General features: G+C 76.5%; 12 protein-coding genes. 3 read left to right on the top strand and 9 right to left on the bottom strand.

The features are described 5' to 3' along the window. Positions 1-54: 54 nt before the first annotated feature. The 3 genes from ACTWP5_RS09845 to ACTWP5_RS09855 form a co-directional block, all read right to left on the bottom strand. Positions 55-417, bottom strand: a complete 363-nt coding sequence (locus ACTWP5_RS09845; RefSeq protein WP_443220430.1) for a helix-turn-helix domain-containing protein — start codon at positions 415-417, stop codon at positions 55-57. Beyond that, complete coding sequence (locus tag ACTWP5_RS09850) at positions 414-680, bottom strand: hypothetical protein (RefSeq protein WP_443220431.1); 267 nt, start codon at positions 678-680, stop codon at positions 414-416. The genes ACTWP5_RS09845 and ACTWP5_RS09850 overlap by 4 nt, the downstream gene beginning before the upstream one ends. Positions 681-764: 84 nt before the next feature. Further along, the gene (locus ACTWP5_RS09855) at positions 765-1,052 is read right to left on the bottom strand and encodes a DUF5955 family protein (RefSeq protein ID WP_443220432.1); all 288 of its coding nucleotides are present in this window, start codon (positions 1,050-1,052) and stop codon (positions 765-767) included. 460 nt (positions 1,053-1,512) lie between these two features. Between ACTWP5_RS09855 and ACTWP5_RS09860 the strand changes: the two genes are divergently transcribed. Beyond that, positions 1,513-2,169, top strand: a complete 657-nt coding sequence (locus ACTWP5_RS09860) for a hypothetical protein (RefSeq protein WP_443220433.1) — start codon at positions 1,513-1,515, stop codon at positions 2,167-2,169. Positions 2,170-2,311: 142 nt separating this feature from the next. On the opposite strand, the gene ACTWP5_RS09865 is transcribed toward ACTWP5_RS09860, so the two are convergent. The 5 genes from ACTWP5_RS09865 to ACTWP5_RS09885 are packed head-to-tail and all read right to left on the bottom strand — an operon-like array spanning position 2,312 to position 8,764. Continuing rightward, positions 2,312-3,454, bottom strand: coding sequence for a winged helix DNA-binding domain-containing protein (locus ACTWP5_RS09865; protein ID WP_443220434.1), 1,143 nt, complete (start codon positions 3,452-3,454; stop codon positions 2,312-2,314). Further along, complete coding sequence (locus ACTWP5_RS09870) at positions 3,402-4,634, bottom strand: XdhC family protein (RefSeq protein WP_443220435.1); 1,233 nt, start codon at positions 4,632-4,634, stop codon at positions 3,402-3,404. The genes ACTWP5_RS09865 and ACTWP5_RS09870 overlap by 53 nt, the downstream gene beginning before the upstream one ends. 19 nt (positions 4,635-4,653) lie before the next feature. Continuing rightward, complete coding sequence (gene pucD, locus ACTWP5_RS09875; RefSeq protein ID WP_443220436.1) at positions 4,654-7,155, bottom strand: xanthine dehydrogenase subunit D; 2,502 nt, start codon at positions 7,153-7,155, stop codon at positions 4,654-4,656. Positions 7,156-7,157: 2 nt separating this feature from the next. Then, positions 7,158-7,736 (bottom strand): (2Fe-2S)-binding protein, encoded by a 579-nt coding sequence (locus ACTWP5_RS09880; protein ID WP_443220437.1) that lies wholly within the window; start codon positions 7,734-7,736, stop codon positions 7,158-7,160. Beyond that, positions 7,727-8,764 carry an FAD binding domain-containing protein gene (locus ACTWP5_RS09885; protein WP_443220438.1) on the bottom strand — a complete coding sequence of 346 codons (1,038 nt, stop codon included), beginning with the start codon at positions 8,762-8,764 and terminating at the stop codon, positions 7,727-7,729. Before ACTWP5_RS09885 ends, ACTWP5_RS09880 begins: the two co-directional genes overlap by 10 nt. A gap of 213 nt (positions 8,765-8,977) precedes the next feature. On the opposite strand from ACTWP5_RS09885, the gene ACTWP5_RS09890 reads away from it, so the two are divergent. Continuing rightward, complete coding sequence (locus ACTWP5_RS09890) at positions 8,978-10,735, top strand: PucR family transcriptional regulator (protein ID WP_443220439.1); 1,758 nt, start codon at positions 8,978-8,980, stop codon at positions 10,733-10,735. Between the two features lie 169 nt (positions 10,736-10,904). Further along, a complete protein-coding gene (locus ACTWP5_RS09895) occupies positions 10,905-11,762 on the top strand; it encodes a hypothetical protein (protein ID WP_443220440.1) in 858 nt (285 codons plus the stop codon). 66 nt (positions 11,763-11,828) lie between these two features. Here the strand turns inward: ACTWP5_RS09895 and ACTWP5_RS09900 are convergent, their stop codons facing one another. Beyond that, complete coding sequence (locus ACTWP5_RS09900) at positions 11,829-12,572, bottom strand: GntR family transcriptional regulator (RefSeq protein WP_443220441.1); 744 nt, start codon at positions 12,570-12,572, stop codon at positions 11,829-11,831. Positions 12,573-12,630 lie beyond the last annotated feature (58 nt).

Raw genomic sequence — 12,630 nt, forward strand, 5'->3', positions numbered from 1 at the left:
GCCGCGCGCCGGCCGGCGTCAACATTTTGTTGAAAGGACGTGGTGGGGTGGGGCTCAGCGCTCGCGGTTGAGGTAGTTGTACACCGTGAAGCGACTGACGCCGAGCGCGCCGGCCACGGTCTCGACGCCGTGTCGCACGGCGAACGCGCCGCGGGCCTCCAGCGCGCGCACCACCTGCTGCTTCGTCGTGCGGTCCAGCTCCGACAGCGGGACGCCGTGACGGCGCCTCAGCTCCCCCAGCACGTGGTCGAGGGAGGCGGCCAGGTGCGGCAGCCGCACGGCGGCGACCTCCGAGCCGCCCCACGACAGCACCACGTCGTCCTCGCCCGCCTCCGTCGGCGGGAGCAGCTCGCCTCCGATGGCGTCCACCAGCGGCTTGATCGCGTCTATGAAGCCGTGGTCGTCCGGTCCCGTCATGTGTCGTCCTCCACCGCGACCTCGTCGTCCAACGCGTTGACCTGGATCGATATGCGCGTGGCGCCGGCCGCCAGGGAGCGGCGCAGCAGCGCGTCGACGGCGGCCAGGACCTCCTCGCCCGAACCCACCGCGGTGTTCCCGAACGGGCCCACGTCCACGGTCTCGAAGCGGGCGCCCCGCATGACCTCGCGCGCCGCCACGGCGTGGGCGGGCGGGGTGTCGAGGTCGAACGGCTCGGTCGTGAAGTCGAGTCTCAGTCGCACGCCCCCACCGTAGTCGTCCCCGGTCAGGGGGCGTCCCGGCACGCGCGCCCCCGCCCGTGGCGGGTGGTCGGCCACGGGGACGCGTCAGCGGGTGACGGGGCGGGGCTCGGGGACCCGCTCGCGCTCCACCCCGAGCAGTTCCACCGTCGCCCGCAGCTCGCCGAGTGCCGGGGACAGGACCCTGACCGAGCCCACGGCGGCGGCGACCAGGAGTAACGCGTCGCGCAGGACGGCCAGATCGGGGACGCGCTCCTCACACATCCGCTCCATCGACGCCAACGCCCGCTCGGCGACCTCCCGGTCCGCGAGCACCGCCCGATAGTCGCCCAGCTCCCCGCGCAGCCGGTCCACGGCGGCGCGCAGCGCCGACACTCGTGGGTCTGACCCGCACGTCGGGACACCGTTCCCTGCCGACACTCGGTCCCTCCCGATGCCGTCTTCCTCGACGCGCCCGAGCCCGCCACCCCACCTCGCCCAGGGGAGTCTCGGCAAGCCGAACATGGACAGTAAATATCACTGTCCGCGCATCGCGCCATACGGAGGGCGAAATTCCGTGTCACAGTCAGGTGAACACCACGCCGTAGGGAAGGGCGGGGGGGACTGACACGGTACTGACAGGGGTGATCGACGGATGCGAGCATACGCCCGCGGGATCACGGCACCCGGTGGCAGAGTGTGAGGATCTCGTCGAGGAGTTCCGTCCCTGGAGCGGCAGATGGCGAAGAGCGTGCTTGTGCGGTGCCCGGCGTGCCGCCGCGGTCACGTCCACGTACCCGCGCACTACCCCTGTCCGTGCGGCGCCCACGTCACGCCAGGACCGCCGGAGGAGAGCGTGCCGGTCCACGTGCGGCGGCGGTCCTGGGCGGACGCCTGGACGCGGGCGGACTGTCCCTCCTGCGGCCGGTCCGGGCAGTGGCCACTGCCGGAGTTCGGCTGCCCGTGTGGGGCGACCGTCCGCCTCACCCCGGCGGCCGGGGCCGGCGACGGCGACGGCGCGGGCCGGGCGGGCGGGGCCGACGCGCCCGCCCCGCCCGAGGGGACGCCGCGGCGGCGGACCGAGCGGCCACCGTTCCGGCCGCTGACCATCAGGACCGCCCACGACGCGACGGCCTGCGCCGCGCGGTACGTCCGCTGGCTCGGCTTCGAGGAGGTCCACGCCCTCTCCTGGCCCGCGCCCTCGCGCTTCCCGCAGTCCGGCAGCGTGCTGGCCCTGCGCGGGCCCGGCGTCGTCGGCATGGTCAACGCGAGCACCACCGCCACGGGCGAGCGCGCGGTCGAGACGCTGTGGCTGCACGGCCTCCACGCCGCGGCCCGCGCGGTGGCCTTCTCCCTGGCGGGCTACGAGCGGCCGGCCCGCGACCGGGCCGGCGCGCTGGGCCTGCCCCTCTTCGTCTTCGACCTGACCGGCGCCCCGCAGCCCGTCAACGACCCGGCCGACGCGCTGCTGCGCCACGGCCCCGGAGGCGGTGACCTCTCCCCGCCGGGCTGAGGGCCTGCCGTCCGCGGGCGGGCGGGTCCTGTCGCGCCGTCAGCCCCGCGGCGGGTGGGGCGCCGTGTCCCGAGGCGGTGGGGTGCCTCGCGAACGGCACACGGCGATCTCCCCCCCTCGTTCTCCCGCTCCTCCCGATCTCCTACGTCTCCTGGCTCTCCCGCGGCTCCTGGCTCTCCTCCTCCCAGCGCACCGTGGCCGAGGCACCGGGGGCGTGGAAGCCGAGGAGACGGGCGCCCTCCTCCTCCAGCGCCGCGCGCTCGGAGCGGCCGGGCCGCCGGAGCGGCGCCAGCACCAGCGTCGCCTCGGTGCCACGGCGGTCGGTCTCCAGACGCCAGGTGCCGGCGACGAAGCCGTCGACGAGGAAGGTGGGCAGCGCGCGGTTCGCGAGCCAGACCCGCCGTCTGGCCTCGTCCGCCATCACGCGCGTGCGGTCGGCGTGTCCGATGAGGACGTTGTCGTAGTCGGGGAGGAAGCGGACGGGGGCGGGGGTGTCGGCGTCCGGGCGGGGCGCGTCGGGCAGGTCGAACAGCTCCGTGCCGCCCTCGTCCCTGAAGCGCCGGAGGCGGTGGCCGACCCGGTCGAAGACCTCCCGCAGCCGCGTGAGCCCCGACCAGGTCTGGGCGTCCTTCACCGAGGCGGGACCGAAGGCGCCGACGTACCGCAGCACCAGCTCGTCCAGAGCGCCGGGCGTGGGTGGCGCCAGCTCCTCGCCCAGCCAGAGCTGGGCCGTGGTGTGGCGGGCGGCCCCGCCACGCCGCCACAGGCCGCGCGGCGGCACCTGCACCATGGGCAGCAGCAGCCGCACCGCCATGCCCAGGGCCTGCGCCTCGTGGTGCGGCCACTCGGACTGGAGCGCCTGGCCGAAGGCGTGGAAGGTGCACGGCTCCCGCGCGGCCAGCTCGCGCGCCCGCTCCGCCAGCCGGTCGAGGTCCACCCCGGCGAGCCGCGCCGCGTAGTTCGACCGCAGCACGCGCTCCGCGGGGGCCGCGAACAGCGGGCGCAGGGCGAGGCAGTCGCGGGCGGTGACGGTGTGGATCGTGGACCGGTGGAGGCTGATCCGCACGAAGGCGCGCGCCTCGAAGCTCCGGGAGAACTCCTCGGCCCGGAAGTCCTCCAGGCGGGAGAAGAGCGCCGTGTAGTGGTTGCCGGGGATCTGGGTCTGGAGGCCGACCAGGTGCTCCACGGCCCGCGCGGCGTCCCACGGCGCGCGGGCCAGCAGCAGCTGCCGGTCAAGCAGCGCTCGGTTCAGCGCGCGCCGCGACAGCACCGGAGTCGTCGTCATGGCCCGACCCTACGACCCGCCGCTGACAGCCCACCCCCTCGCCGTCGCCGACGGCCGGCTCCCCCTCCCAGGCGTCGGCCGGCCGGTGGATCGGGACGTCCGTGTCGCTCAGCGGCACGCCGGTGCCGCCGCGACGCGCCGCGACGATCTCGGCGGCGATGGACAGCGCGGTCTCCCGCGGGGTCCTGGCGCCGAGGTCCAGGCCGATCGGGGACCGCAGCCGCGCCAGCTCCGCCGCACTCACGCCGGCCTCCCGCAGCCGCCGCAGCCGCTCGGCGTGGGTGCGGCGCGAGCCCAGCGCCCCCACGTACCCGACGGGCAGCCGCAGCGCGCGGGTCAGCAGCGGCACGTCGAAGCGCGCGTCGTGGGTGAGGACGCACACCGCGGTCCTGCCGTCGAGCCGGCCGGCGCGGGCCTGCTCGTCGAGGTACCGGTGGGGCCACTCGACGACGACCTCGGCCGCCTGGGGAAAGCGCGCGGCGGTCGCGAAGACGGCCCGCGCGTCGCAGACGGTGACGCGGTGGCCGAGGAAGAGCCCGGCCTCCGCCAGGGCGGCGGCGAAGTCGATGGCGCCGAAGACGAGCAGGCGCGGCGGCGGCAGCCGGGTCTCCACCAGCAGCCGCACGCCCCCGGCCAGGTCGACCGGCCCCGTGTGGCCGGCGCGCAGCATGCGCCGCGCCTCGGCCGTCGCGGCGTCGTCGAGGGCGACCTGGCCGCCCAGGCTGCCCAGGCGGCTGCCGTCGGGCCGCACCACCAGCACTCCGCCCCGCGCCCCGGTCGGACCCGCGACGACGCGGACCACCGCCGTGCCGTGGCCCTCGGCGGCCGAGGCCAGCGCGCTCGTCACGGCCTGGCGCGTCCGCGCGGACGCGCGCACGGGCGTGACCAGGACCTCGATGGTGCCGCCGCAGCTGAGGCCGACGGCGAAGGCGTCCGCCTCGCTGTACCCGAACCGCTCCACCAGCGGCGTGTCCTCGGCGAGCGCCTGGCGGCACAGCTCGTAGACCGCGCCCTCCACGCAGCCGCCCGAGACGCTGCCGAGCGCGGTGCCGTCGGCGTCCACGGCGAGCGCGGCGCCCGGCTGCCTGGGCGCGCTTCCGCTGGTGGCGACGACGGTCGCGACGGCGAAGTCGCGTCCGCGACGGCACCATTCACCCAGCTCCGCGGCGATGTCCAGCATGGCCTTCCTCCTCACCCCGTCACACAGTCTGCCCTGTCCCCGCCGCCTCCTCGGTGTCCGATGCGGTGCCTGACGCGTTGTCCGACGCCGTGTCCGACGCGGTGTCCGTGAGGTGTTCGGGGCGGACCGGCACCCGCGCGAGCTCGCGGCCCGTGGCCTGGCGGATGGCCGCCACGATGGCCGGGGTCGAGGAGAGGGTGGGGGCCTCCCCCACGCCGCGCAGGCCGTACGGCGCGTGCTCGTCGGCGCGTTCGAGGACGTCGACGGGCATGCTGGGGGCGTCGAGGATGGTGGGGATCAGGTAGTCGGTGAAGGAGGGGTTGCGGACCCGGCCGTCGGCGTCGACGACGATCTCCTCCATCACCGCGAGGCCCATGCCCTGCACGCTGCCGCCGTGGATCTGGCCGAGGACGGCCCGCGGGTTGATCGCCCGGCCGACGTCCTGGGCGGCGGCGAGCTCGACGACCCTCACCAGGCCGAGTTCCGTGTCGACGTCCACCACGGCGCGGTGGGCGCAGAACGAGTACTGCACGTGGCCGAGCCCCTGGCCGGTGCGCCGGTCGAACGGCTCGGTGGGGCGGTGGCGGAACTCCAGCTCGACGTCGATCGCCCCGTCGGGCCCGTCCAGCAGCTCCACCAGCGGCGCCAGCACCTCCCCGCCGCCGCTGGTGACCCGCTCGCCGGCCAGCGCGACCTCCTCCTCCGCCGGCCAGCCGTGACGCTCCCTGCCGCGGCGCGCCACCTCCGCCCGCACCGCCTCGCACGCCCGCTTGACGGCGCCGCCGGTCATGTACGTCTGCCGGGAGGCGGAGGTGGAGCCGGCGGAGCCGACGCGCGTGTCGGCCGGGAGGATGCTGACGTGGGAGACGCCGAGTTCGGTGCGGGCGATCTGGGCGAGGACGGTGACGCCGCCCTGGCCGACCTCCGCCATGGCGGTGTGCACGGTGGCCACGGGCCGGCCGCCGACGGACTCCAGGCGGACGCGGGCGGTGGAGTAGTCGTCGAAGCCCTCGGAGAAGCCGACGTTCTTGATGCCGACCGCGTAGCCCACGCCGCGCACGACGCCCTCGCCGTGCGTGGTGTTGCCCAGGCCCCCGGGCAGCGCCCGCAGCTCGTACCCGTCCTGGTCGAACCCGTCCCGGCCGCTTCCGTCCCGCCCGTCCCCTGGCCCGGTGCGCCACGGGCGCTCGGGCGGCAGGGGACGGTCCCTGACCCGGCGCAGCAGCTCGGCGACGGGCGCGGGGGCGTCGATGACCTGGCCGGTGGGCATGGTCGAGCCGCGGGAGACGGCGTTGCGCCGCCGCAGCTCGACGGGGTCCATGGCGAGGGCGGCCGCCAGCTTGTCCATCTGGGCCTCGTAGGCGAAGCAGGCCTGGACCGCGCCGAAGCCGCGCATGGCGCCGCAGGGCGGGTTGTTGGTGTAGAGGGCGAGCGCCTCGACCTCGGCGTGGGGCACCTCGTAGGGGCCGAGGCTCAGGGAGGCGGCGTTGCCGACGACGGCGGGGGAACTGGAGGCGTAGGCGCCGCCGTCGAGCACGATGCGGGCCCTCACGTGGACCAGCTTCCCGTCGCGGGTGGCGCCGTGTTCGTACGTGAGGCGGGCGGGGTGGCGGTGGACGTGGCCGAAGAACGACTCGTACCGGTTGTAGACCATCTTCACCGGGCGGCCGGTGCGCAGCGCGAGCAGGCAGGCGTGGGCCTGCATGGACAGGTCCTCGCGGGCGCCGAAGGCGCCGCCGACGCCGGAGAGGGTCAGCCGCACCTTCTCCGGTGGCAGCCCGAGGACGGGGGCGAGCTGCCGTTGGTCGGCGTGGAGCCACTGGGTGGCGACGTACAGGTCGACGCCGCCGTCCTCGGCGGGCACGGCCATGCCGGACTCGGGGCCGAGCATCGCCTGGTCCTGCATGCCGACCTCGTAGGTGCCGGTGACCACGACGTCGGCCGTGGGGGCGGCGGTCGCGACGTCGCCGCGGACGACCGGCTGGCGGTGGAGGACGTTGGGGTGGGGGGTGTGGGCGGCGTGGGGGTCGGTGCGGTCGGGGTGGAGCACGGGGGCGTCGGGTGCGGTGGCGCTGGCCTCGTCGTGGACGACGGGCAGCTCCTCGTAGGTGACGCGGATGCGGGCGGCGGCGCGACGGGCGGTCTCGGGGTGGTCGGCGGCTACGAGGGCGACGGCCTCGCCCTCGTAGCGGACCACGTCGCGGGCGAGGACCGGCTGGTCGGCGATCTCCAGGCCGTAGTGGGTGGCGGCCGGCAGGTCGTCGTGGGTGAGGACGGCGTGGACGCCGGGGGTGGCCAGCGCCTCGCCCGTGTCGATGCCGGTGACGCGGGCGTGGGCGTGGGGGCTGCGCAGGGTGTGGCCCCACAGCATGTCCTCGTGCCACAGGTCGGAGGCGTAGGCGAACTCGCCGGTGACCTTGAGGACGCCGTCGGGGCGCGGGCTCGACGCGCCGACGTGGCCGGCCGCGTCGGGCCGTTGCTGGAGGGGGGTGGGGTGGCCGCTCGGGCTCGGGGCTCCCATGGTCACGCTCCCGTGGCCGGGCCGGCGGCGCCGTCCCCGGCGGGGCGGCCGGCTGGGTGCGGGGTGTCGTCGTGCGGAGGCCCGTCGTCCGTGGTGCGGGCGTCCGTGGTGCGGGCGGCGGCGAGGCGGACGGCGTCGAGGACGGCCTCGTAGCCGGTGCAGCGGCAGAGGTTGCCCGACAGGGCCTCGCGGATCTCGACGTCCGACGGCAGCGGCGTGCGGGCCAGCAGCTCGTCGGCGGCCATCAGCAGGCCCGGGGTGCAGAAGCCGCACTGCACGGCGCCGGCGTCGAGGAACGCCTGCTGGAGCGGGGCGAGTCCGCCGTCCTCCCCCGAGCGGGCGGCGGCCAGGCCCTCGACTGTCGTGACGTCGGCTCCCTCGGCCTGGCCCGCGGCGACGAGGCAGGCGCAGACCAGGTCGCCGTCGAGGCGGATCGTGCACGAGCCGCACTCACCCTGCTCGCAGGCGTTCTTGGCGCCGGGCATGCCGAGCCGCTCGCGCAGCACGTAGAGCAGGCTCTCGCCCTCCCAGACGTCGTCGGCCGTCACGGGCCTGCCGTTGACGGTGAGGTTCACGCGCACGCTCGGTCTCCTTCCGTGGTCTCGCCCGCGCCGGGGCCGCCGTAGGCGTGCCAGGCCCAGGTCAGGGCGCGGCGGGCGAGGACGCCGACGGCGTGTCGGCGGTATCGGGCGGTGCCGCGCACGTCGTCGACGGGGCGGCAGGCGTCGGCGGCCAGCTCGCCGAAGCGGCGGGCCAGGGCGGCAGGCAGCGGGTGGCGGTGCTCCCAGTACCCGCCGTCGGTCAGCTCCCCGGCGAGGAACTCCTCCGCCGCGCTGGCCCTGACGGGGGTGGGGGCGGCCGAGCCGATGCCGGCGCGCACCGCGCGGGCCGCCGGATGTAGGGCGAGGCCGACGGAGCAGACCGCGATCACCATGGCGTTGCGGGTGCCGGCCTTCGCGAACTGCTGCGGGCCACGGGCGGTGTCCACGTGGACGGCGCGGATCAGCTCGTCGGCGGCGAGCGCGGTGCGCTTGGGGCCGGTGAAGAACTCCTCGACGGGCAGCAGCCGGCTGCCGCGGACCGAGGCGACCTCGACGCGGGCGCCGGCCGCGAGCAGCGCGGGGTGGGAGTCGCCGGCCGGGGAGGCGGTGCCGAGGTTGCCTCCCACGCTGCCGCGGTTGCGGATCTGGGGGGAGCCGACGGTGCGGGCGGCGAGGGCCAGGGCGGGGAGCTCGGCCGCGAGCCGGTCGATGATGACGGCGTAGGGCACGCAGGCGCCGAGACGGATGACGCGGGGGCCGGGCCGCTCGTCGCGCCCCGCCGGCCCGGCCGGGCCGGTCGCGTCGGTCGGGTCGTCCGCGTCGTCCGCACGGGACGGGTCGGCCGCGTCGGCGGCGTCGGCCGGCCGGGGCGTGGGCTCGGCCTGGTCCAAGGTCTCCCAGGTGCGCAGTTCGCGGACGCGGCTGAGGTCGAGCAGCCGCTCGGGACGGCGCCGGTCGAAGGTGATCTCGACCATGAGGTCGGTGCCGCCGGCCAGCGGCACGGCGTCGGGGTACGCCGCCTTGGCCGCCAACGCCTCCTCCCAGCTGGCCGGGCGTAGGAACTCCATGGGCGCGAAGCCTCCCTGGTCGCTGCCGAGTTGACGATCCCCCCAGTACAGCCGGTGGCGAGCCGGCGGGGGCAGTCACCGAAGGGCCGAAGCCTCGCGCTGGTCAGCGGCCCGTTCTTGTAGATTCATACGACAATCGGATCGCAGCAACAGCAGCGCATCCGCCAGGCAACGCTCGGGAAACCATCCGGGCACCGGCACCGGGAGTCGCGCATGCGACTGCGCACACTGCTCCACACCCACGGGCTCGGCCTGCGGCTGCTGACCGGTGAGGACCTGCTGGACCGGCGGCTGCGCGGCGTGATGACGACCGACCTGCGCGACCCGCGCCGCTACCTGCGCGGCGGCGAGCTCGTCCTGACGGGCCTCGCGTGGTGGCGCGGCCCCGGCGACGCCGAGCCGTTCGTCCGCCTGCTGGCCGACGCGGGCGTGTGCGCGGTCGCGGCCGGCGAGGCCGAGTTCGGCGCGGTCCCCGACGACCTGACGCGTGCCTGCGAGCGGCACGGTCTGCCGCTGTTCGCCGTGGTGGAGGAGGTCAGCTTCGCCGAGATCACCGAGCACGTGCGGCGGCGGCTCTCGCCGACCCGGGCGGGCGAGCTGGCGGCCGTGGTGGAGCGGCACCGGCGCCTGACGGCCGCCAGCCCCACGGGTGGCGGCCCACGGGCCGTGCTCGACCTCCTCGGCACGGACCTCGGCCTGCGCGCCTGGCTGCTGACCTCGACCGGGCGACCGCTCGCCGCCTCGGGCGGCCAGCCGTTGCCCGAGGGCCTGGCCACCCGGCTGGCAGCCCACCACCTGGCGGCGGCCGGCGCGGCCCCGGCGGCCCCGTACCGGGTGGTGCCCTCGCGGGAGCCGGGCGCGACGGCGTTCTCCCTCTTCCCCGTGCGCGGTCCGGCGGGCGGCCGGGCCGAGGCGCCGGGTGACCGTGCCGGCCGGGAGGGCGACGGCGGCGGCGCGCGGACGGCGCTGTCGGACTGGCTGCTCGTGGTGGAGGCCGACGCCCGGGAGTGGCCGGAGGGGTGGCTGGACCTCCTGGCCGGCGTGGCGGAGCTGGTCGCGGCCGAACGGGGACGGGCGGAGGTGCCGCGCGCGGTGCGGCGGCGACTGGTCGGGGAGGTGCTGGAGCTGGTCGTGACCGGCGCGCCCGCGGCCGAGGTCGCGGCGCGGCTGCGGGTGGCGTCGCCCGCACTGTCCGGGGCCGCTCCCGACGGTGCCGAGAGGGTGTGCTGGCAGGTGGTCGTGGCACGGATCGACGGGATGGCCGGCCACGACGGCGACGCCGGGCGCGCGGCCGGCGCGCTGCTGGAGGAGCTGCTGGCGGGCGCGGCCCCCTCCCCGGGCTCCGCCCCCGGCTCCCCCTCCCCCGACGCGCCGGTGGCCGTGGCCAGGGACGACGGCGAGGCCGTCGCCCTGGTGGCGACGCCGCCCCCACCCGCGCCCGACGACGCCTCCCGGAGCACCGGGGGGCCGTCGGGCGGGCTGCGGGCCGAGGCGCTCGTCGACCCGGTCCGCGCCGTCCTCACCAGCGGTCTCGGCGACGGCGGCCGGCTGACCCTCGGGGTGAGCGCCGCCGTGGCCTCGGCCGACGGGCTGCGCGGCGCGTGGGAGGAGGCGCGGCACGCCCGGCGGGTGGCGGCGGCACGGCCGGGCCGCGTCGTCGGCGTGGGGCACGAGGCGCTCGCCTCGCACGTGCTGCTCCTGCCGTTCGTGCCCGACGAGGTGCGCCGGGCCTTCACCTCCCGGCTGCTGGACCCCCTGGCGGCCTACGACCGCCGCCACCACGCCGACCTCCTGGCGACGCTGACGGCCTTTCTGGCGGAGGACGGCTCCTGGACGCGCTGCGCGGCACGGCTGCACCTCCACGTCAACACCCTGCGCTACCGCATCGGCCGGATCGAGCGCCTCACGGGACGCGACCTGAGCCGGCTGGAGGACAAGCTGGACTTCTTCCTGGCCCTTCGAATGAAATAAGGCCGAAAACTGACGGCGCGCCACCCCGTGGAGGCGTCTTCGGGCCGTCTTGTGAAAACGTTCACCCGCGCCCCTTGGCCCGGTGTGGCTCCTCATGTTGAGATGCCTTTACATAAGGGCAGCAGATGACGAAGTGCCGACCGCGCGATGGCGCGCTGGGGAGGGCAGTGTGACGGAGACCGCCATTCCGCGTTCACCCGCTGGGAGAGCGGTGGGGAGGGATCCCTTGGAGAGCGCTGTCTGGCGGCTGCGGTCCCGCGGCTGCTGGGACGACGCGGCGGCCCTCCTCGACCCGGTGGCGGCGCGGGACACCAGGGCCGCCCTGCTGCGCGCCGAACTCCTCGTGGAGCGGTGCATGTTCACCGCGAGCGGCTGGGGCAGGGCCGAGGAGGCGCTGCGGGCGGCGGAGTCGATGTCGCTGAGCGACGAGGAACGGGGCTCGGCCGCGTGCGAGCGCGGCTATCTCGCGTACGCCGCCACCCTGCTGCGGGTCCGCGACCGCGTGGACGAGGCCAGGGCCGCCCTCGGCCGGGCGACGGCGCTGCTGGCGCCCGACTCCCCCGGCCGCGCGCTGCTGGACCTGCGGCGCGGCCTGATGGCCGAGCACCTCGGCGGCGGGCCCGAGGCGGCGCGGGCCGCGTACCGGCGGGCGCACGAGGAGGCCGTGGGGCGCGGGGACGCGCTGCTCGCCTCGTACACCTGGCGGCACCTGGCGGGGCTCGCGCTGCGGGACGGCGAGTTGGCCGAGGCGCGGCACGGGTTCGCCGAGTCGCTGAGGCTACGCGAGGAGACCGGCTTCCTGGTGGGGATCGCTCCGGCGCTGATCGCGCTCGCGGAGGTGGAGCCCTCCCCGATGGCGGAGCGGCTGCGCGCGGAGGCCGCGCGCCTCTTCCGCCTGCTCGGCGGCGTGCCCACCTGGCTCGGAGCCCACCTTCCCGAGCCCCACGCGCCACGGCCGCAGGTGCCGGGAACGCACGGGCCGGGGACACACGTGCCGGGAACGCACGTGCCCGAGCAGCCGGCGTAGCGGGGGCCCGCTCGACGAGCGCCGGTGGGAGAGGGCCGCCGGGGGACGGCCCTGCTGGCGAGGGGGTCAGACGCCGGTGAGGTGTTCGCGGGCCAGCTGCTCGGTCACGACCAGGTCCCGGCGGCGCAGCGCGTCGAGCAGGGCGCTGTGCTCCAACGCGTCCGCGAGCAGTTCGGCGGTGCCGGGCAGCGCGCCGTTCGCCGCCGGACTCTGTGACCTGCGGTGCAGCTCCTCGGCGACCAGGACCAGCTGCCGGTTGCCCGTCAGGCCCAGCAGGGCACGGTGGAAGCAGCGGTCGGCCTCCGCGTAGGCCGCCCGGTCGCCGACCGAGGCGGCCGTCACGGTGGCGTCCGCGAGGGGGCGCAGCTCGTCCCAGCGCTCGGGCGGCAGCGTGCGGGCCAGCCGCGTGATGGCGGGCACCTCCAGGGCCGCGCGTATCTCGGCGAGCTCGGAGATGTCGCGGGGCGTGCGGCCCGTGACGCGGAAGCCACGGTTGGGCACCACCTCGACCGCGCCCTCGCTGGCCAGCTGCTGCATGGCCTCGCGGACCGGCGTCGGCGAGACGCCGTAGCGGTCGGCGAGCGCGGGCGCCGAGTACGTCTCGCCGCAGGCCAGCTCGCCGCTGGAGAGGGCGTCCCGCAGCGCCGCCAGGACCTGGGAGCGCACCGAGTGCCGTTCGGGCAGCGACCGCGGGCGCACGGGCAGGGGTGGTCGTTCGATGCCGGAACCGGCCGCCGCCACGGCCGGCCCCGTGGCGGATGTGCCCGCCGTCCCGGTTCGCGTCGCCGAGCTCGCCCCGTTGCGCTCCATCGGTCCGCTCCCTACCCCCGTCGTCTCGCGGTAGTGGAGCACACTAGGCCGTACGTGC

This window comes from Streptomyces sp. 4N509B (assembly GCF_052245655.1).
In the GTDB taxonomy this organism is placed as follows: Bacteria; Actinomycetota; Actinomycetes; order Streptomycetales; family Streptomycetaceae; genus Streptomyces.

Coding starts and splice junctions, on each gene's coding strand:
- ACTWP5_RS09865 (WP_443220434.1), bottom strand. CDS start 3,454: ATGACGACGACTCCGGTGCTGTCGCGGCGCGCGCTGAACCGAGCGCTG.
- ACTWP5_RS09885 (WP_443220438.1), bottom strand. CDS start 8,764: ATGGAGTTCCTACGCCCGGCCAGCTGGGAGGAGGCGTTGGCGGCCAAG.
- ACTWP5_RS09900 (WP_443220441.1), bottom strand. CDS start 12,572: ATGGAGCGCAACGGGGCGAGCTCGGCGACGCGAACCGGGACGGCGGGC.
- ACTWP5_RS09890 (WP_443220439.1), top strand. CDS start 8,978: ATGCGACTGCGCACACTGCTCCACACCCACGGGCTCGGCCTGCGGCTG.
- ACTWP5_RS09845 (WP_443220430.1), bottom strand. CDS start 417: ATGACGGGACCGGACGACCACGGCTTCATAGACGCGATCAAGCCGCTG.
- pucD (WP_443220436.1), bottom strand. CDS start 7,155: ATGGGAGCCCCGAGCCCGAGCGGCCACCCCACCCCCCTCCAGCAACGG.
- ACTWP5_RS09870 (WP_443220435.1), bottom strand. CDS start 4,634: ATGCTGGACATCGCCGCGGAGCTGGGTGAATGGTGCCGTCGCGGACGC.